At 66.8% G+C, this 19,805-nt stretch carries 15 protein-coding genes; 9 read left to right on the top strand and 6 right to left on the bottom strand.

Features of this window, described 5'->3' with window-relative positions:
- Positions 1–145 precede the first annotated feature (145 nt).
- The 6 genes from CSC74_RS11420 to CSC74_RS11395 form a co-directional block, all read right to left on the bottom strand.
- Positions 146–1,285 (bottom strand): NAD(P)/FAD-dependent oxidoreductase, encoded by a 1,140-nt coding sequence (locus CSC74_RS11420; RefSeq protein WP_162314581.1) that lies wholly within the window; start codon positions 1,283–1,285, stop codon positions 146–148.
- On the bottom strand, positions 1,282–2,676 hold the full coding sequence (locus CSC74_RS11415) for an FAD/NAD(P)-dependent oxidoreductase (protein ID WP_162314580.1): 1,395 nt from the start codon (positions 2,674–2,676) through the stop codon (positions 1,282–1,284). Before CSC74_RS11415 ends, CSC74_RS11420 begins: the two co-directional genes overlap by 4 nt.
- Positions 2,673–2,978, bottom strand: coding sequence for a (2Fe-2S)-binding protein (locus CSC74_RS11410; RefSeq protein ID WP_211369625.1), 306 nt, complete (start codon positions 2,976–2,978; stop codon positions 2,673–2,675). Before CSC74_RS11410 ends, CSC74_RS11415 begins: the two co-directional genes overlap by 4 nt.
- A 72-nt stretch (positions 2,979–3,050) precedes the next feature.
- On the bottom strand, positions 3,051–3,545 hold the full coding sequence (locus CSC74_RS11405; protein WP_162314578.1) for an Lrp/AsnC family transcriptional regulator: 495 nt from the start codon (positions 3,543–3,545) through the stop codon (positions 3,051–3,053).
- Between the two features lie 86 nt (positions 3,546–3,631).
- Positions 3,632–5,080, bottom strand: a complete 1,449-nt coding sequence (locus CSC74_RS11400) for an aminotransferase class III-fold pyridoxal phosphate-dependent enzyme (RefSeq protein WP_162314577.1) — start codon at positions 5,078–5,080, stop codon at positions 3,632–3,634.
- A gap of 148 nt (positions 5,081–5,228) precedes the next feature.
- A complete protein-coding gene (locus CSC74_RS11395; protein ID WP_162314576.1) occupies positions 5,229–6,053 on the bottom strand; it encodes a GNAT family N-acetyltransferase in 825 nt (274 codons plus the stop codon).
- Between the two features lie 653 nt (positions 6,054–6,706).
- Here CSC74_RS11395 and CSC74_RS11390 point away from each other — a divergent pair.
- The 9 genes from CSC74_RS11390 (at position 6,707) to CSC74_RS11350 (ending at position 19,629) form a co-directional block, all read left to right on the top strand.
- Positions 6,707–8,002, top strand: a complete 1,296-nt coding sequence (locus CSC74_RS11390; protein ID WP_162314575.1) for an NAD(P)/FAD-dependent oxidoreductase — start codon at positions 6,707–6,709, stop codon at positions 8,000–8,002.
- A 20-nt stretch (positions 8,003–8,022) separates the two neighbouring features.
- Complete coding sequence (locus CSC74_RS11385; RefSeq protein WP_162314574.1) at positions 8,023–9,294, top strand: TolC family protein; 1,272 nt, start codon at positions 8,023–8,025, stop codon at positions 9,292–9,294.
- Positions 9,291–9,854: a hypothetical protein gene (locus tag CSC74_RS11380; protein ID WP_211369624.1), complete on the top strand. Its 564-nt coding sequence runs from the start codon at positions 9,291–9,293 to the stop codon at positions 9,852–9,854. Before CSC74_RS11385 ends, CSC74_RS11380 begins: the two co-directional genes overlap by 4 nt.
- The gene (locus CSC74_RS11375; protein ID WP_162314573.1) at positions 9,851–11,005 is read left to right on the top strand and encodes an efflux RND transporter periplasmic adaptor subunit; all 1,155 of its coding nucleotides are present in this window, start codon (positions 9,851–9,853) and stop codon (positions 11,003–11,005) included. Before CSC74_RS11380 ends, CSC74_RS11375 begins: the two co-directional genes overlap by 4 nt.
- A 22-nt stretch (positions 11,006–11,027) precedes the next feature.
- Positions 11,028–14,168, top strand: coding sequence for an efflux RND transporter permease subunit (locus CSC74_RS11370; RefSeq protein ID WP_162314572.1), 3,141 nt, complete (start codon positions 11,028–11,030; stop codon positions 14,166–14,168).
- Positions 14,169–14,283: 115 nt separating this feature from the next.
- Positions 14,284–14,682, top strand: a complete 399-nt coding sequence (locus CSC74_RS11365; RefSeq protein WP_162314571.1) for a hypothetical protein — start codon at positions 14,284–14,286, stop codon at positions 14,680–14,682.
- 604 nt (positions 14,683–15,286) lie between these two features.
- Positions 15,287–17,452, top strand: coding sequence for a TonB-dependent siderophore receptor (locus CSC74_RS11360; protein WP_162314570.1), 2,166 nt, complete (start codon positions 15,287–15,289; stop codon positions 17,450–17,452).
- A gap of 63 nt (positions 17,453–17,515) precedes the next feature.
- Positions 17,516–18,316 (top strand): DUF4198 domain-containing protein, encoded by an 801-nt coding sequence (locus tag CSC74_RS11355; RefSeq protein ID WP_162314569.1) that lies wholly within the window; start codon positions 17,516–17,518, stop codon positions 18,314–18,316.
- Positions 18,317–18,414: 98 nt separating this feature from the next.
- Positions 18,415–19,629 (top strand): acetyltransferase domain-containing protein, encoded by a 1,215-nt coding sequence (locus CSC74_RS11350; RefSeq protein ID WP_162314568.1) that lies wholly within the window; start codon positions 18,415–18,417, stop codon positions 19,627–19,629.
- Positions 19,630–19,805: the final 176 nt, after the last annotated feature.

Here is a 19,805-nt window from a genome sequence, read left to right as displayed (position 1 = left end):
GCAATGGGGCTCATCGGGACCGGAGTTATGCATCGCTTGAGCCTAAACCCGGCGCTGGCGACGGTGATGCTGCTATGCCCGCGGAGCGCGGTAGATCGTGAGGTTGTGCAGGTGCCGGCAGCAGAACATTTCGCCGCCGGCGGGGTCACGTCGCGGTGGCGAAGCGCGCGATGTCGTAAGGCGACAGGTCGATGTCGCTGCGTCCCCTGGCGATCAGGTCGGCCATCACTTCGCCCACGCCGGGGCTGATGGCGAAGCCTTCGCCGCAGAAGCCGAAGGCGTAGTACAGGCCATCGACCCTGGCGCTGGCGCCCATCACCGGCTTGTTGTCCGGCAGGTAGCTCTCAACGCCGCTCCACACGCGGATCAGTTGCACCCGCGCGAACGCGGGCACGAGGCGTTGCAGCTCGCGGAACTGGCGCAGGATGTTGTCGGGGTTGACGTGGGCGCGGGCGTTGTCCAGGTCGACTTCGGCGCGGCGGCCGCCGCCGATCACGATATTGCCGCGTTCGATCTGGCGGAAGTACATCACCTCGTCGATCAGTCCGGAGTTCACCGCGATCATCGGGCCCGAACGGTACGGCAACGGTTCGGTCACCGCCATCGACGGCGCGCGGAATTCCAGTGGCGCGGGCTCGCCGAACTGTTCGCTGAGCCTGCTCGACCACGCGCCGCAACACACCACCAGCTGTTCGCTGCGCCATTGGCGGCCGTCGATGCAGGTGGCAAGGAAGCCGCTGCCATCGCGTTCGATGTGGGCGACTTCGGTGTGCTCGTGCAGCTCCACGCCCAGTCGGCGCGCCGCGCGCGCGAACGCCGGTGCGGCGATACGAGGGTTGGCGTGACCGTCTTCCGGCGACAGCGAGCCCATCACGACCTTGTCGCTGAAGATGCCGACGTGCCGCTTGAGCTGCCGCGGGGTGAGCAAGGTCAGTTCCAGCCCGGCGTGGCGGATGTCGCGCGCGTACTCGGCCATCACGTCGGCGCGTTCCTGCGAATAGCACACGCGCAGGTGCCCGTAGGGGCGGAACTCCAGATCTTCGCCGAGCAGTTCGCGCACGCGGCTCCAGGTGCGCAGCGCGAGGTGCGCGATGGGCATCTGCTGCGGCGTGCGGCCCTGGCGGCGCACACCGCCGAAATTGGTGCCGCTGGCCTGGCGGCCGACCAGTTCGCGCTCGAGCAGAGTCACCGAACGCTCGTGCATCAGGCGCAGGAAGAAGGCCGTCGCCGTGCCGATCGCGCCGCCGCCCAGCACCAGCACGTCGGTCCGGGTGGGGGCGCTCATCGGTTCGGCTCCGCTTCCAGCGTGTCCATCTGCAGCGGCTTCACCGGCGCCTGCGTGCGGATGCGGCCCACCGCTTCGACCGGCAGGCCGCTGGCGGCGGCGATGATCTCGGCGGATGCGTGGCCGCAGTAGCGGCCCTGGCAACGGCCCATGCCGACCCGGCTGAAGGCCTTGGCGCGATTGACTTCGTGCGCTTCCTTGTCGCCCACGCAACTGCGCAGTTCGCCGGCGCTGATCACTTCGCAACGGCAGACCACGGTGTCGTCCGGCAGTCGCGCGGCGTACTGGTGCGGCCACGGGAAAGCGCGCGCCAGCCCTTCGCGGAAGCGCGCCATGATGCGCAACGTCGCATGCAGCGAAGGCGCTTCGGCTTGGTAACGCGTCCTGGCGCCGGCGACATCCAGGTCGGCCAAGGCGGCCAGCGCCGCCAGGCGTCCGGCCGCTTCGGCACCGTCCGCGCCGAGGATGCGCACTCCGTCGCCGGCGAGATAGATGCCGGACACGCTGCTGCGGCCATCGGCGTCCGCCTTCGGCAGCCATTGCCGGCTGACCCGGTCGAAGACGAATTCGCAACGGCCCAGGTCGGCGAGCTGGGATTCGCTGCGCAGATGCCAGCCCATGCCGACTGCGTCGCAGGCGAAGCGTTCTTCGCCGTGCGGACTGCGCACCACCACCGCGCTGACGCCGGATTCCGCGTCGCCTTCGATGCGCAGCGGCACGACTTCCTTGCGCAGGACCACCCCGGCCTTGCGCAGGTCGCGGATCAGGCCCAGTCCGCGCAGGGCCAGCGATGGGCGTGCGAAAAGTCCGCGCAGCGCCGCAAGCGACGGGTATTTCGGCGCCGTGTCGAGCACGGCGACGACCGTCGCGCCGGCGGCGACGTACTGGCTGGCGACCAGGTACAGCAGCGGCCCGCTGCCCATGAATACGACTTGCGAACCGATCGCGCAGGCCTGCGCCTTCAGTGCGATCTGCGATGCGCCCAGGCTGTAGCAGCCGGCCCGGTTCCAGCCGGGCACCGGCATCAGCCGGTCGGTGGCGCCGCAGCAGACGAGCAATGCATCGAACGGCAGGTTGGCCGCGCGTCCGTCCTGCACGACATGCAGGACACCGGCCGACAGGTTCCAGGCCAGCGTGTCGGGCCGGTAGTCGATGCGCTCGCGCAGGGCGTCGAAATCGCGATGCACCGATTCGGCCTTGCCGGCCTCGCTGCCGTACAGCTTCGTGTAGCTGCGGGTGAAGCCTTCCGGCTGGCGGCGATAGACCTGGCCGCCGGAACGCTGGCCTTCGTCGATGACGACCGGACGAATGCCCGCTTCCACCAGCGCCTGCGCGGCGCGCACGCCGGCAGGGCCGGCGCCGACCACGATGATGCGCGGCGCGGCGCTCACGGGAAATCCTTTTCGCCGGCCTGCAGGTGCGCGGAGAAGGCGGTCATCAGGCTCCAGTCGTCGTGCGGGGGATGGGTGAACACCGTCATGCCCTCGGCGAGCGGAGTGGAGCATGCGCGCACGCGTTTGCCGGCGCCGTCCCAGATCCAGCAATCCTGGCAGGCGCCCATCAGGCAGAAACCGGCGCGCTTGCCGTCGCCGAATTCCGAAGCGCGCACGCTGCCGCGGTTCTGCAGCACCGCCACCAGCAGGGTGTCGTCTTGCAGTGCCGACGCCGGCTCACCATCGAGGAAGAAACTCATGGTGGGGCGATCGGTTTCCGACAAGCGGACGAATCGCGGCCTGGGGTTCGGACTGGGCTGAGTCATGGAAGGCTAGAGGTGTTGGCTGAACAACTGTTCGATCGGCAAGTGGGATTTGATGAAGGGCGTCTTGATGACGATGTAGCTGAAGTACTTCTCGATGCCGAGGTTGCGTTCCAGCAGCTCTTCCATCAGCGTCTGGTAGTGGTTGACGCCGCGGACGACGAACTTGAGCAGGTAGTCGTAGCCGCCGCTGACCAGGTGGCACTCGATCACTTCGTCGACCAGGCGGATGGACCTCTCGAAGCGGCTGAAGTCCTCGGCATGGTGATCGGAGAGAGTGACCTGGGTGAACACCGTCAGCACGTCGCCGAGCTTGGCCAGGTCGATGTGCGCCGAATAGTTGGTGATGTAGCCGGCCTGCTCCAGCCGCTTGACCCGGACCAGGCAGGGGCTGGGCGACAGGCACACGGCGTTGGAGAGTTCGACGTTGGTGATCCGGCCGTTCTTCTGCAGATGGGCCAGGATGCGCAGATCGATGCGGTCCAGCTTGAAGAGATTGACCACGTTGGTTGCCTGAGAAGATTGGACGCCGATGATTCTGTTTATGGGAAGCGAATAGGTCAACGTCCATGACCGCTGGAGATGTCCGATCAGGCCTTCAGCGCCGCGCGCACTTCCGGCAGCGCGAGTACCTCGTCGAGGACGTGGCGCAGACGCTGGCCGAGCAATTCGCATTCCGCCTCGGTGATGCACAGCGCGGGCGCGAAACCGAGGATCTGGTCCGAGAAGGAGCGGAACACCAGCCGGTTGCGATAGGCGATTTCGCCGATCTTGTCGGCCAGGCCCAGCTTCGGATCGAAGCCCTGCTTGCCGGCCTTGTCGCTGACCAGTTCGATCGCGCCAAGCAATCCACGGTAGCGCACTTCGCCCACCAGCGGGTGGTCGGCGAGGCCGTCCAGCGCCCTGCCGAAATGCGCGGCGACCTTTTCCCCGTTCGCCAGCAATCCGCCTTCCTGGTACAGGCGAATCACTTCCAGGGCGACCGCGGCGGCGACCGGGTGACCCGAATAGGTCGCGCCGTGGCCGACGACCGCGCCGGGCGGCGTGTGGTCGGCGATGCCGGCGTATACCTTGTCCGACAGCAGGGTCGCGCCCATCGGGATGTAGCCTGCGGTCAGGCCCTTGGCCAGGGTCATCAGGTCCGGTTCCACGCCTTCGGCATCGCAGGCGAACATCGGCCCGGTGCGGCCGAAGCCGGTGATGACTTCGTCGACGACGAACAGGATGTCCAGTTCGCGCGCGGCGTCCTGCATCGCCTTCAGCCAGCCTTTCGGCGGAATGATCACGCCGCCCGAACCCTGGATGGGTTCGCAGAAGAACGCGGCCACGTTGTCGGCGCCCAGTTCCGCCACCTTGGCGCGCAGCGTGGCGACCGAGGCGGCGATGACCGCCTGCGGATCGGATTCGGCGCTGCGATACGGATTGGGCGAGGGGATGTAGTGCTGCGTCGGCAGCGGCAGGTCGAAACCGCGATGGAATGCGGTCAGCGCGGTCAGGCCGGCGCCGGTGGAAGACGAACCGTGGTAGCCGCGCTGCAGGGCGATGAAGTGCTTCTTGTGCGGGCGACCCATGCTGTTCCAGTACTGCACGATCAGGCGCACGGCCGCATCGACCGCGTCCGATCCGCCGCCACTGAAGTACACGTGGCGCAGCGATGCGGGGCTGATCTCGACCAGCTTCCTGGCCAGGCGGATCGCCGGTTCGCTGCCGAACGAGAAATAGCCCGTCGCATAGGGCAGCTTGCGCAATTGCTCGGTCGCCGCGTCGATCACGCTCTGCTGCCCGTAACCGATATTGACGCACCACAAGCCGGCGAAGGCATCGAGCAGTTCGTTGCCGTCGGCGTCGCGCAGGGTGCAGCCGTGGCCGGATTCCAGCACCGTCACGCCGCGTCGCTCGTGGGCGCGCCAGGCGGAGACGGGATGGATCAGATGCTCGCGGTCCAGGGCGCGCAGCGACTGCAGCGCGGATTGCCCTTGCGCTGCCGACGGGTCGGCGGGAGCTTCGATGACGATCGGAGCGGGAGTCGCATGTTGCATGACCTGAAACCTGATCGGGGATAGTGCCTACAGAGTAGGATTACCGCGATGGCGTTACGTGCCGTCGCGACGGCGCCCCGGGCCTGCGCATGCTGTTGTTTCTGTGCTGCCGGAAGAAGATGCGGCGCTGTGCCGCACGGCGGAGGTCCTAACCCAGCGCCTGGGACGCCAGCGCGAACAGGCGCGCGCCGCCCGCATCGCGGGGGGGCAGGGGGGCGCGGGTCATCGCGGTCACGGTGCCCGCGCGCTGCAACTGCAGCTCTTCCATCCAGGTAGTGAGGCCGGAATCGTAATCGAGATCGATACGGACGAAACGGCCTCCCGCGGCGCCGATCAGGTGTCCGATCAAGGCGCGTGCGCCGATATCGTTCGAAGCGACGACCGGGCCGACGACCACGCCGCGCCCGAAGCGGCGCAGGAACGCAAAACCATCCAGCGTGCCGTCGTGATCCAGCACCATGACCCGTTCGGAGGTGTCCAGCCAGGTACGCAGCAACTGCGGCCGCTCCCAGCCACGCGCCTGCCTGTCGAGTTCGAACAACGCCGGCTCGTCGCTGTTGTCCAGCGGACGCAGGCGCCAGCCTTCGTCCAGCGCGATCAATGGCGCGTTGCTGGCGACACCCTGGTGCTGGCGGATCTCGCCGGTGCGGACGAAGCCCATGCGTTCGTACAGGCCGCGGCCTTCTTCGGTGGCATGCAGGGAGACGATGCGGTCTTCCAGGCCTTCCAGAATCCGGTTCATCAGCGCGCTGCCGATGCGTCGGCCGCGCATCAGCCCGGAAACGATGACCAGGCCGATGGTGGCGTGGGTTTCGCCCCACAGCCAGCGCATCGTGGTGCCGACCAATTGGCCATCGACCGTAGCGACGATGCCTTCGCCCAGGGACAAGGCGGTGGACCAATCGCGCGGCCGATGCGGCCAGTGCAGATCCAATGACAGATTCCACGCCGCGTCGAGGTCATCGGCACGCATGGCGCGGTATTCGATGCCTTGCTCAGGCTGGGGGAGGGGGTGGCGTGTGCTGTTCATCGCTTGCGATCGACGGACGGACTAGGGCGAACGGTTAGCACCATACGCACGTGGATGCGTACCCTATAGGACATTCTTGTTGCGGCAAAGACCGCGGCGACAAAGCAGCAGCTTACGCTGCGCCCGGGCTGTCTGACGGTATATGTTGCGCGCGGATCCAGGCCGAAGCGGAGCAAATCCCGCCGACCTTTGATGGGAAGACGCGGTCTTCATGCCGCCGTGCCGCCATCCCACGCCTGTCCGGATTTATTCCTGCCGGCATCGATGCCTCCTTGCGGCGGTTCAATTTCCCCCGGTCCGCTCGCTCCCCGGGTCGTGGGCGACCGATTGCCGATGCAATCCGTCGATTGCCGGTGTCGTTTTGGCGAGCGACCGGCATTCCGTGCTGCGGACCGCAAGCAAAAACGCATGCGCGTGTCGTAAGAGGCGTCAATCGCGGAGATCGTCTGCGTGGCAACGTGTTCCAATCCATTCTTGTCCACGGCTAGTGACAAGCGTGGACCGGGGCATGTTGCGGGGTCGGCTGCGACCAGGCTGCTTGGCGGATGCCATATCCACTAACTGACGGATCATTAGAGGTATCGGAAGGTGGGGCGATGAAGGTGCAGTCGTACTGGATGGACACCGTGCCGCGGTATGGACCGCGGCAGAGCGATTGGCCGGATACGGTCGACGTGGCCATTGTCGGTGCCGGCTTCACCGGGCTTTCCGCGGCGCTGGCGCTGGCGGCGCGCGGAGCGAGGGTCGCGGTGCTGGAGGCCGGCGATCGCGTCGCCTCCGAGGCTTCCGGCCGCAATGGCGGTCACGTCAACAACGGCCTGGCGCACGACTACGGCGAACTCGCCGCGCGGGTCGGCATCGAACAGGCGCGAGCCTGGTACCGTGCTTACGACGATGCGGTCGATACCGTGGAACGCATCGTGCGCGAGGAAGCCATCGACTGCGGCTTTGCCCGCAACGGCAAGCTGAAGCTGGCGACGCGTCCCGGCCACTACGACGCGCTGGCGCGCAGCGCCGAACGGCTGGTCGCCGACGGCGTGGATACCGACGTGGAACTGCTGGACGGCGCGCGCGTGCGTTCCGAGGAGATCTGCAGCGGCCGTTTCTTCGGCGGCCTGGTCTACAAACGCAGCGCGCAGATGCACATGGGGCGTTTCGCCAACGGCCTGGCCGAGGCGGTCGAGCGCAAGGGCGGACAGATCCTGCTCGATGCCGAAGTCGAACGCATCGAACACGGCGGCGCCGGCAAGCCATCGGTGTTGCATACCTCGCGCGGTTCCGTGCGGGCGACGCAGGTGCTGCTGGCCAGTGGCGCCGGCCGCCACGGCAGCTATGGCGAATTCGGCTGGCTGCGCCGGCGCATGGTGCCGGTGGGCAGCTTCATCATCGCGACCGCGCCACTGGGGCGCGAACGCGCGCAGAAACTCATCGCCCGTCGTCGCACTTGCACCACGGTAGCCAACATCCACCACTATTTCCGCCTGACCGACGACGACCGCCTGATCCTCGGCGGACGCGCGCACTTCGGCATGTCCTCGCCGAAGTCGGACGCGCGCAGCGCACCGATCCTGCGCGAAGGCATGCTCGGCATCTTCCCGGAGTTGGCCGATGTCGCCGTCGACTATTGCTGGGGCGGGGTGGTGGACATGACCCGCGACCGCTTGCCGCAAGCCGGCGAGCGCGACGGCATCTGGTACAGCACCGGCTACAGCGGCCACGGCACGCAGATGTCGGTGCACATGGGCCAGGTGATGGCGAAGATCCTCGCTGGCGAGCCGCAGGACAACCCATGGGGCGGCCGGCCGTGGCCGGCCATTCCGGGCCATTTCGGCCCGCCGTGGTTCCTGCCGCTGGTCGGCGCCTACTATCGAACCAAGGACCGTTTTTCATGAATTTCCTCATGAATTTCCTCATGAACAGATCCTCGCTTCCGCCACGGCATCGCCGGCGCGCAGGCATCCTGCTGGCGGTTGGAATGCTGGCCACCGTGCCATCGGCTTTCGCGGTCGAAGGCCGCACGCCGGGCCTGGCGCGCGCGGTGGATGCCGCCTGGCAGCGCGCCGCCGAGGCGCGCCGTGCCGAAGGCGAAACCGTGCGTGCCGCAACCGGTCGGCGCATCGCGCGCAGTTTCGCCGCCGACGAACCGGCGTTGAGCTACACGCGCACCGATGGCGAGTGGTACGGCGGCAGCCGCGCCGCCGAGGGCAGGGAAACCGAAGTGGCGCTGAGCTGGCCGCTGTGGATGCCCGGCCAGCGCGGTGCGGCGCTGCGCGCCGCGCGCGCCGATGTCGGCTGGGCCGATGCCAACCTCGCGCTGACGCGACTGGAAGTGGCCGGCAAGGTGCGCGAAGCCGCATGGGACATCGCCGTGCGCCAGGCCGAACTGGAACTGGTGCAGGCCCGCGTCGGCTTCATGAAGAAACTGGCCGAGGACGTCGACCGCCGCGTCGGCGCCGGCGATCTTGCGCGCAGCGATGCGCTGGCCGCGCGCGCCGACTTGCTCGAGGCCGAAGCGGAACGGGCCGACGCGCAACGCGGACTGCGTGCCGCCCAGGCCGAATGGCGCGTGCTGACCGGGCTGGAAGAAATGCCCGACGCCAACGAAATCGAAAACGAATCGCACCTCGATGTGGACAAGCTGGTCGCCGACGCCGGTACACCGCCGGTGCTGGCCGCCGCCGAGCAAGCGGTGCAGCGCGCCGAAGGCCAGCTGACCGCGGTACGCCGTTCGCTGGGCACGCCGCCGGAACTGGCCATAGGCACCAAGAAAGAGGTTCCCGGCCCGGGCCTGCCAGGCGAAAACAGCTTGACCGTGGAGCTGCGCGTGCCGCTGGGCCTGGGTGCGCGCCGCAGCCAGCTGCGCGCGCAAGCTCAGACCGAGCTGGACGCCAGCCAGGCCGAACTGACCCTGGCGCGCAGTCGCCAGGCCGCCGCACTGGAAGAATCCAGATTGGCGATCGCGCTGGCCGACCAGCAACTCGACAGCGAACGCCAACGCACGCAGTTGCTGGGCGAACGTTCGCGCCTGATGCAGCGCGCGTTCGCCGCCGGCGAAATCGACCTGGCCGAACTGCTGCGCACATTGCGCACTTCCACCGAAGCCGACGCCTCGCTCGCACGCCGCCACGCCGAACACGGCCTGGCCCACGCCCGCCTTTTGCAAGTCATTGGAATGCTGCCATGAGACCGCTTGTACGCCTGTTTTTCCTGAGCCTGTTGCTCGCATCGCCACTGTCGCTGACGGCATCGCCGGGCGCGCACGGCCCCAACGGGGAGCATCTCGACGGCCCCGCCGCCGGCAACGCCAGCTCCGACGGTCGGCCGCGTGCGGAAGGCTACAGCGAGCTGTTCGAGTTCGTCGCGCACCTGGAACAGGGCGCGCTGACCATGATGATGAATGTCTTCGAGACCAACGAGCCGGTGGACGGCGCCGACGTCGAAATCGAATTCAACGGCATCAAGGACAAGGCCAAGTTCAACCCGATCACCGGCGTGTACCGCTTCGAAAGCGCCAAGCTGATCGAAGCGTTGTCCGTTCCGGGCAAACATCCGCTGGCGTTCAACGTGACCAAGGGCGACGACTTCGACATCGTTCCCGGCACCCTGGTGGTCAACGCGGACACGCACCCGCATGCCGGCGGCAACCTGCGCTGGTGGTTGCTCGGGGTGGGCCTGCTGCTGGCCGCCGCCCTCGTCGTTTTCCTGCGCCGTAGCCGTCGGCGCCTTGCCGGAGCCCGCGCATGAACCGCACCCTAGCCACCTGTGCCATCGCCGCGGCGCTGGCCGCGACCCTCAGTCTGCTGCTGACCGCCGCCGTCGACCTGCAGGCCTCGCCCGGCGCGCATGGCCCCAACGGCGAACACCTCGACGCCCCGGGCGCCGGAAGCAATCCCGCTGGCGTGGCGCGCCTGCCCGATGGCAGCGTCAACGTGCCGATGGCGTCGCAGCGGCGCATGGTCATCCGCACGCGCGTCGCCCCGGAAACCGATGCCGCCGCCAGCGTCGAACTGCTGGGCAAGGTCGCCAACGATCCCAATGCCGGCGGCCTGGTGCAGGCCACCAGCAGCGGGCGCATCGAGCCGGGCCCGGGCGGCTTGCCGGTCATCGGTCAAACGGTCAAGCGCGGCCAGGTACTGGGCTACGTGCGCTACAACGCCGACCCGTACGCGCGTTCCGAGCAACAGTCCAGGCTGGCCGAACTGCGCAGCAACCGCCAGTTGGCGCGGCAGAAGGTCGCGCGCCTCGAATCGCTGGCCGATGTGGTGCCGCGCAAGGAAATCGAACAGGCGCGTGCCGAACTGCAGGCGTTCAGCAGCAGCGAACGCAGCGTCGGCGCCGGCCTGGCCGGGCGCGAACCGCTCATCGCCCCGGTATCCGGCGTGATCGCACAGGCCAGCGTGATCACCGGCCAGGTGGTCGAAGTCCGCGACGTGCTGTTCCAGATCGTCGACCCGGCGCACTTGCTGATCGAGGCCACCACCGCCGACCCGACCTTGGCCGAACGCATCGAAAGCGCGCGCGTGGCCGAGGCGCACGGCGCGCAGCTGCAACTGGTCGGCGCCGCGCGCAGCCTGCGCGACGGCCTGATCCCGATGAGCTTCCGCGCCGGCGCCGACGACGAGCACGACAGCCTGCAACTGGTGGTCGGCCAGCCGGTCACGGTGATCGCGCAGTTGCGCGAGCGCAGCAAGGGCTACGTGCTGCCGAACGAAGCGGTGGTGCGCAACTCCGCCAACGAACCGATCGTGTGGATCAAGTCCGGCGCCGAGCGCTACATCCCGCAGCCGGTGCAGGTGCGTCCGCTGGATGCGCGCAACGTGGTCGTCATCCAGGGACTGGGCGAAGAGAACCGCGTCGTGGTGCAGGGCGCCGCGCTGATCGCACAGATCCGCTGACCATCCACTCCGGGAAATACTCATGTTCAATTGGATAGTCAGTTTCGCGTTGCGCAACCGCCTGATGGTGCTGGCCTTCGCCGCGCTCCTGCTGGTGTACGGCATCATCGTTTCGCTGCGCACGCCGGTGGACGTGTTCCCGACGCTGGACAAGCCGACGGTCACCGTGCTGACCGAAGCCGGCGGCATGGCGCCGGAAGAGGTCGAGCAGACCGTCACCTTCCCCATCGAAACCGCGCTCAACGGCATGCCGGGCGTGACCCGCGTGCGTTCCACCTCGGGCGTGGGCCTGTCGATCGTCTACGCCGAGTTCGACTGGGGTACCGACGTCTACCGCAACCGGCAGATGGTGGCCGAGCGCCTGGTGCTGGTGCGCGAGCAACTGCCCGACGGCCTGGCTCCGGCGATGGGCCCGGTCAGTTCGATCATGGGCGAGATCATGCTGGTCGCGCTGCCGTTGTCCGCCGATGGCCACGCCGACGACCCGATGAAGGTGCGCGAGTACGTCGACTACGTGCTGCGCCCGCGTTTGCTGGCGGTGCCCGGCGTGTCCCAGGTGATTCCCATCGGTGGCGACGTGCGTACCCTGCGCGTTGAACCCGACACCGCGCGCATGGCCATGACCGGCGTGTCGCTGACCGAAATGAAGGACGCGCTGGCCGGATTCGCCAGCAACGCCGGCGGCGGCTTCATCGACCTCAACAGCCGCGAATACCTGATCCGCCACATCGGCCGCAGCCTGCGCATCGAAGACCTGCAGAACGTGCCGGTCGGCTGGAAGGACGGCGACGCGGTGCTGCTGTCGCAGGTGGCGCAGGTGCGCTATGCGCCGGCCAACAAGCGTGGCGACGCCAGCTATTCCGGATCGCCGGCGGTGATCGTCAGCGTGCAGAAACAGACGGGTGGCGACACGGTGAAGATCACCGAGGCGCTGGAAGGCGCGCTGGGCGAACTGGCCCAGGGCCTGCCGCACGGCGTCGAGAAGCCGCGCGTGCTGTTCCGCCAGGCGGACTTCATCGAAGCCTCCATCGGCAACGTTGCAGAGGCGTTGCGCGACGGCGCCATCATGGTCGCGATCGTGCTGTTCGCGTTCCTGCTGTCGGCGCGCACCACGTTGATCTCGCTGCTGGCGATCCCGTTGTCGCTGGCCGCGGCGGCGCTGGTGTTCCGCTACCTGGGCCTGTCGATCAACGTGATGACCATGGGCGGCCTGGCCATCGCCATCGGCGAACTGGTCGACGACGCGGTCGTCGACATCGAAAACATCCAGCGCCGGCTGAAGCAGAATCGCCTGCTGCCGGAGCCGCTGCCGGTGTTGCAGGTGGTGCGCCAGGCCAGCCTGGAGGTGCGTTCCGGCATCATCTACGCCACGGCCATCGTGGTGCTGGTGTTCGTGCCGCTGTTCGCGCTGCCGGGCATCGAAGGCCGGCTGTTCGCGCCGCTGGGCGTGGCCTACATCGTCTCCATCCTGGCGTCCCTGCTGGTGTCGGTGACGGTGACGCCGGTGCTGGCCAGTTACCTGCTGCCGAAGATGAAACGGCTGTCGCACGGCGATGGTCTGCTGGTGCGCAAACTGAAGGCGTGGGACGAACGCCTGCTGAGGTGGTCGTTCCCGCGCGCGCGCAAGCTGCTCATCGTGGCGACGGCCGCAGTGGCGCTGGCGGCCGCGTCGGTGCCGTTCTTCCCGCGCGCGTTCCTGCCGTCGTTCAACGAAGGCTCGCTGGTGCTGGGCATGCTGTTGAGCCCGGGCACCTCGCTGGAGGAATCCAACCGCATCGGTCGCGCCGCCGAGCAGCAGATCCTGCAGGTGCCGGAAGTGACCCAGGTAGGCCGCCGCACTGGCCGCGCCGAACTGGACGAACATGCCGAAGGCGTGCATTCCTCGGAAATCGACGTCGACCTGAAGCCTTCCGATCGCAGCCGCGAGGAAGTGCTGGCCGACCTGCGCGAGAAGCTCTCGGTGCTGCCGGCGCAGACCGCGATCGGCGCGCCCATCGCCCATCGCCTGGACCACTTGCTGTCGGGCGTGCGCGCGCAGGTGGCGTTGAAGATCTTCGGCGACGACCTGGATACCCTGCGTGGCCTGGCCGAGCAGTTGCGCGGGAAGCTGGCGACGGTCCCGGGCCTGGTCGACCTGACCGTGGAAAAGCAGGTGCTGATCCCGCAGATCACCGTGCGCATCGACCAGCGCCGCGCGGCGCAGGCCGGCCTGGCGCCGGGCGAGGCGGTGCGCCTGCTGCAGGCGCTCACCGACGGTGCGCACGGCGCGGAGATCATCGACGGCCAGCGCCGTTACGACATGGTCCTGCGCCTGCCCGACAACGCGCGCGGCCCGCATGACCTGATGCGCACGCTGATCGATACGCCCGCCGGACGCCTGCCGGTATCGGCCATCGCCGATATCGCCGAAACCGACGGCCCCAACCAGATCGGCCGCGAGAACGGCCGTCGCCGCATCGCGGTGTACGCCAACACCGATGGTTCGGACATGAGCCGGATCATCGCCGACGTGCGCAAGGTGGTGGCCGGGATGCAGTTGCCGGCGAACGACTTCATCACCCTGGAGGGCCAGTTCCAGGCCCAGGAGCAGGCCACGCGCCTGATCTCCGGCCTGGCGCTGGTGTCGCTGGCGCTGATCTTCCTGCTGCTGTACAGCCGTTACCGTTCGGCGGTGCTGGCCTGCATCATCATGGCCAACATTCCGCTGGCGCTGATCGGCAGCGTGATCGCGATGTGGCTCGCCGGGGTGGAGCTTTCGGTGGCGTCGATGGTCGGCTTCATCACCTTGGCCGGCATCTCCACGCGCAACGGCATCCTCAAGATCAGCCACTACATCAACCTGTGCAAGTTCGAGGGCGAAAGCTTCAGCCAGGCGATGATCGTGCGCGGCTCGCTGGAACGCCTGACCCCCGTGCTGATGACCGCGCTGACCGCGGCACTGGCGTTGACTCCGCTATTGCTCGCCGCCGACGCACCCGGCAAGGAGTTGCTGCATCCGGTGGCGGTGGTGATCTTCGGCGGCCTGGTCAGCTCGACCCTGCTGGATACGCTGCTGACGCCGGTGATCTATTGGCTGTTCGGCGAGAAGCCGACGCTGCGCCTGCTGCAACAGACCGAGGACAGCGAATCCGGTGGTAACGAGTCCATACAGGATGCGTTCTGAACAATGCATCCGGCGTGCCGCACGCGCGCCGGGTATCCGTCGTGAAACAGGCCCGCGTGGCGCCGCCTACGAGAGTGCCGCAATGCAAAACCCCACCCCCGAACAGGAGAGTCCCATGCGTCATCGTTCCCCCTTCTTCCTTGTGGCGGCCCTGTTGCTGGGTGCCGGCTTCCAGTTCAGCGCCGCGATGCCTGCGCAGGCCCATGGCGAGGCCAAGGCGCGCTTCGGCGGCATAGTCAAGGCCGCGCAGGAAATTTCCTTCGAACTCGTCTCCGCCGCGCCGGGCGGCGCGCAGGTCTACATGGACGACCACGGCGAGCTGATGTCGACCACGGGCATCACCGGCAAGATGACCGTCATCGGCAAGTCCGGCGGGAAGAAGGAAGCTGTCCTGACCACCGACGGCAAGAAGCTGAGCGCCGCCGGAGCCACGCCGGTTTCCGGCGACCGCGTGATCCTGGTCGTGGTGTTGCCTACCGCCCAGACCATCTCGGTCCGTTACGCGATTCCCTGACCCTGCGGAGATCCTGCGGGGATCCCGCGGACCTTGTTGCCGACCCTGCCGCCCGCGTGGTGAACCCACGCGGGCGGTTTCTTTTTTCGATGTGGACACACCCCCATGCAGGAGCGCACCTGGGCGCGGCAAAGCGTTCCCGGTAAAACCCGACCGCGGCTCGCGCCGCTCCTGCAGGTTGATCGGCTGCTCGGTTGCCGGGGCGTTGCACCAGTCTGGTGCCCGGAGCGAACGTGGTGGGTGCGGGAATATTCGTCCCGCGACGGCCGGAACGGTTGCAGGCAGGTGCTTCCAACATTGTTTCTCCGGCAACGATAAGGGACCCTGCCGATCCTGCATGCGCATCGCGCCACGCATGCGCGCAAGCGTGGCCGCGGAGTCGGATGCTGCGCTGCGGGGTGCGTCGGCAATGGCAGCGTGATCTGCCGGGAAAGCTCGCCTCGCCAATGCAAATGTATGGTGGGCGAGGGCATGTCGGCGCGTAATGTCGTTCTGATGACGGCAATATGTTTTGTACAAGACGAGGGGAAAACGATGTCGGGATGCTGCGTCCGCTCCATCCGCCAATGCCTATCGCCTTTACCCTCCGATTCAGGAACCGCCCATGTCCCGTCGCCATTCCGCATTCCGCATCCTGATTCCCACCTGCCTCGCCTGCTGCACCCAGATGGCGCTGGCGCAGGAAGCGGCCCAGGCCGCGTCCGCCACCGCACAAACCGATACCAGCGCCAAGACCCTGGATTCCGTCGAGGTCCGTGACGAGCGCAAGCCCTACCGCAACCTCAGCGTGACCGGCGCGACCAAGACCGATGCGCTGGTCAAGGACCTGCCGCAGAGCATCCAGATCCTCGATGCCGGCCTGCTGCGCGATGCCGGCGTGACCAACCTGGCAGGTGCGCTGGACCTGTCCGCAACCATCTCGCGCCAGAGCAATCTCGGCGGCTTGTGGGACAGTTATTCCATCCGCGGCTTCGCCGGGCACCCCGACTACGGCTCGGACTACATGGTCAACGGTTTCAATTCCAGCCGTGGCTACAACGGCGTGCGCGACGGCGCCAACACGAACAGCGTGGAAGTGCTCAAGGGCCCGTCCTCGGCCCTGTACGGCCGCGGCGAGCCCGGCGGCACGGTCAACATCTCCACCAAGAAGCCGATGTTCCTGCCCGCCAATTCGTTCGAGCTGGGCCTGGGCAGCTTCGATACCTACCGTGCCGCGGTCGACTCCACCGGCCCGCTGGGCGAAACGGTCGCTTACCGCATCAACGCCGCCTACCAGAGCGGCCACAGTTTCCGCGACACGGTCAAGTACGACCGCACCCTGATCGCACCGTCGTTCCTGTGGATGATTTCGCCCGACACCACGCTCTCCTACGAAATCGAAGTGGTGGAGCAGAACGCGCCGTTCGACCGTGGCGTGGTGGCCGTGAACGGAAAGCTGGGCGTAGTGCCGATCAGCAATTTCTACGGCGAGCCCAATGATGGCCAGCACGAGACCAAGTCCACCGGCCACCAGGTGTTCCTGCAGCACTACTTCAATGACGACTGGTCGATCCAGACCGGTTTCAGTTATCGCGAAAGTTCGCTGAAGGGCGTCAGTACCGAAGTCCGTCCTTACGGCGCGCTGCAGCCGGGCGACATCCTGCGCCGCCGTTACCGCGACCGTGATAACGAGGCCACCGACCTCTCGGGGCGCTTCGAGCTGATCGGCAAGGTCGCCACTGGCGCGATCACCCACAATCTGCTGATCGGTGTGGATGGCTATCAGTTCGACAACCACCGTCGCCAGAACGCGGCCGATCCGGCAGGCACGACCTACGGCATCGACCTGTGGAATCCCGTCTACGGCGCGCCCAAGCCCGCCTGGCGCCCGACCACGCAAACCGACGAGAACCAGGAGTCCTACGCTCTCTACGCGCAGGACCAGGTGGAATTGAGCGAGCATTGGAAGGCGCTGGTCGGCGTGCGCTACGACGAGTATCGGCAGACGGTCCACGACCTGTTGAATAACGCGGTCGTCAAGCAATCGCTGAATGCGACCAGCCCGCGCGTGGGCCTGGTCTACCAGCCGAACGAGCAGTGGTCGTTGTACGCGACCAGCGCAACCAGCTTCCGCCCCAACAGCGGCATCAGCCGCGACCTGCAGGGCTTCGATCCGGAAGAGGGCAAATCCTACGAGCTCGGGGCGAAATGGGACACCGGCCGCTTGAACAGCACGCTGGCGATCTACAAGATCATCAAGGAGAACGTGCTGACCCCCGATCCGCTGGATCCGAACAACTACAACATGGCCATTGGCGAGATGGAGAGCCAGGGCGTCGAGCTGGACGTGGCCGGGCAGCTCGCACCGGGTTTGCGGATGATGGCTTCCTATGCCTACACCGATGCGCACATCACCCAGGACAACGCTGCGCTGACCGGCTTGAGCCTGGTAGGCCGGCAGATGGCCAACGTGCCCAAGCAGGCCGCCAATGTCGTGTTGTTCAAGGACCTCACCCTGGGCGGGCGCAAACTGTCGATAGGCGGCGGACCGCAATACGTAGGCGAGCGCGAAGGTGCGGCGGCGGCCTTCAGCCAGATCGATTTCTTCACTCTGCCGTCCTACGTGATCTGGAACGCGATGGCTTCCTACGAAGCCAGCGAAAACCTCCAGTTGTCGCTGAACGCGAAGAATCTGCTCGACAAGGAGCACTACGTCAGCTCGTACAGCCTGTACTGGGTGATGCCTGGAAGCGAACGCAGCTTCATGCTGACCGCCCGTTACAAGTTCTGATCCGCCGGCGCGCGTCGCTACTGTGGCGCGCGCCAAAAAAACATCCACTTCAGGAATAAGAATATGAGCCGCAAACACCGTTCGCTCCGCCCGCTTTCCCTCCTGCCGTTGCTGATGCTGGTCACCGGCATCGCCCAGGCGCACCAGGTCTGGTACGAAGGAACACCCGGGGACTTGACCTTCCGTTACGGCGAGATGCACCTGAACATGCACGAAGTGACGCCGGGCGGCATGGATCGCTTCCGCAAGCTGGAAACCACCTGGATCACGCCGCAGGGCGAAAAGGCCGTGACCCTGACCAAGGAGGTCGACCGCATGGACCTGCCGAAGACCGTGCACCCGGGCGCGGCCGATTCGCTGGTGAGCGTGGACCTGGAATACCCGATGCACGACATCGTTCGCGACGGCAAGAGCAAGCACAATTTCTGGGTCCCGGCCACGCGCTGGGTGGGCGATTTCAGCGCACGCCAGCCGACGCTGACGATGGATATCGTGCCGACCGGCAAAGGCGGCAGCGAAGCGCCCGAGTTCCGGGTGACTTATCTGGGCGAGCCGCTCGCCGGCGAAACCCTGACCCTGGCCACGCCGTCCGGCTGGACGCGGATTGCCACCAGCGATGCCGACGGCCGCTTCAGTTTCGCCCTGCCGTGGCGCGGCGATTATGCGATCAACCTGTACTTCATCGACGAAGTCGCCGGTACGCGCAAGATCGCCGGCCAGCCGGATGAGGCTTACGAGACGGAGGGCTACAACACCACGCTGTCCTTCCGTGTAGAGCAGGGCCAGGATCCGTTGCCTGCGACCGCGAAGACGCTGCCGGCGTCGGTGCTGTTGGAGCAGGGCATCACCCCGCCCAAGCACTGATCCATTCCACGGCGCGGCCGGCCCTCTCCCCGGGGCCGGTCGTCGCCTGATGCGCGTCCAGGGGTGTGGTTTTTCCGATCATTCGCACGAGGTTCGCCATGTCGACCAGCACATCTTCCATTCCGGGCGCGATCGCGGCGTCCGCCGCCGTTACGGCGCACGGCAAGCGCATCACCTCGATCGACGCGCTGCGCGGCCTGGTGATGTGCATCATGATGATGGACCACGTTCGCGAGAACCTGTACCTGCATTACCCGGTCACCGATCCGATGACCATCGCCGATACCCCGTCGTTCCTGTTCTTCAGCCGCCTGGCGGCGCACTTCTGCGCGCCGGTGTTCGTGTTCCTCACCGGCCTGGGCGCATGGTTGTACGCCAACCCGCCGGGCGCCGCGCCGCGTTCGGCGCGCGAGTTCCTGCTCAAGCGCGGTGCGCTGCTGATCTTCCTCGAAATCACGGTGATGAGTTTCCTGTGGGTCGGCGAAGTGCCGAAGGTAGTCTGGCTGCAGGTGTTGTGGGCGATCGGTTTTTCGATGATGGTGCTGGCGTTCGCATCGAGCCTGCCGCGCAAGTGGCTGCTGGTTACCGGTTTGGTCATCGTTGTCGGGCACAACGCGCTGGCCGGCATCAGCCTGCCGCGCGAACATCCGCTGTACGAGTTGTGGACGCTGTTCCTGCACCGCGGCTGGTTGTTCGAATACACCACGCCGCAAGTCCGCGTGACCTATCCGGCGCTGCCGTGGGTCGGCGTTATCTTCCTGGGCTGGTGTACCGGGCCGATCTTCTCGCGCACCTTCGACAGCACGCGCCGGCGCAAGCTGCTGGTGCTGATGGGCGTGGGCTGCTGGCTGGCGCTGCTGGTGCTGCGCGGCTTCAACATCTATGGCGAAAACGCGCCGTGGACCCATCAGGCCACCACCCTGCAAACGGTGATGGATTTCCTCAACTACACCAAATACCCGCCGTCGCTGGACTTCCTGCTGATGACGCTGGGCGGCGGCTTCTTCGTGCTGGCGGCGATCGATCAGGCCGACAACGCCTTCACCCGATTCATGTCGGTCTTCGGCGGCGCGCCGATGTTCTATTACCTGCTGCATCTTGCGGTGCTGGTCACCGGCTACAAGATCCTGCTGGCGATCATCGGCGCCAACCAGGTCGGGCCGACCGGCATCGAGCGTTTCGGCGTGGGCCCCGAGCAGTTCTGGGTGGTGTGGGTGGTGACGGTGTTGATGTGGTTCGTGCTGTACTACCCGACCCGCTGGTTCGGAAACTTCAAACGCCGGACCTCGATCGGCTGGGTGAAGTATTTCTAGAGAAGTATTTCTAGAAAGGCGTTCGCCATTGCCGCATGCGCGGGCTTTCAACGGACGACGTGGCTCATGACCCGCCTAGTCGAACGCAGGCTTCGCCGCGCGCATCGTTGTGGCGATGCGCGCGGTTTCCTCGAACCATCCGCTCGACCGCACGGTCGATGCGGCCCCATCGCGAG

Source organism: Pseudoxanthomonas yeongjuensis (assembly GCF_010093345.1).
In the GTDB taxonomy this organism is placed as follows: domain Bacteria; phylum Pseudomonadota; class Gammaproteobacteria; order Xanthomonadales; family Xanthomonadaceae; genus Pseudoxanthomonas_A; species Pseudoxanthomonas_A yeongjuensis.
This window is presented reverse-complemented; position numbering and strand designations above follow the sequence as displayed.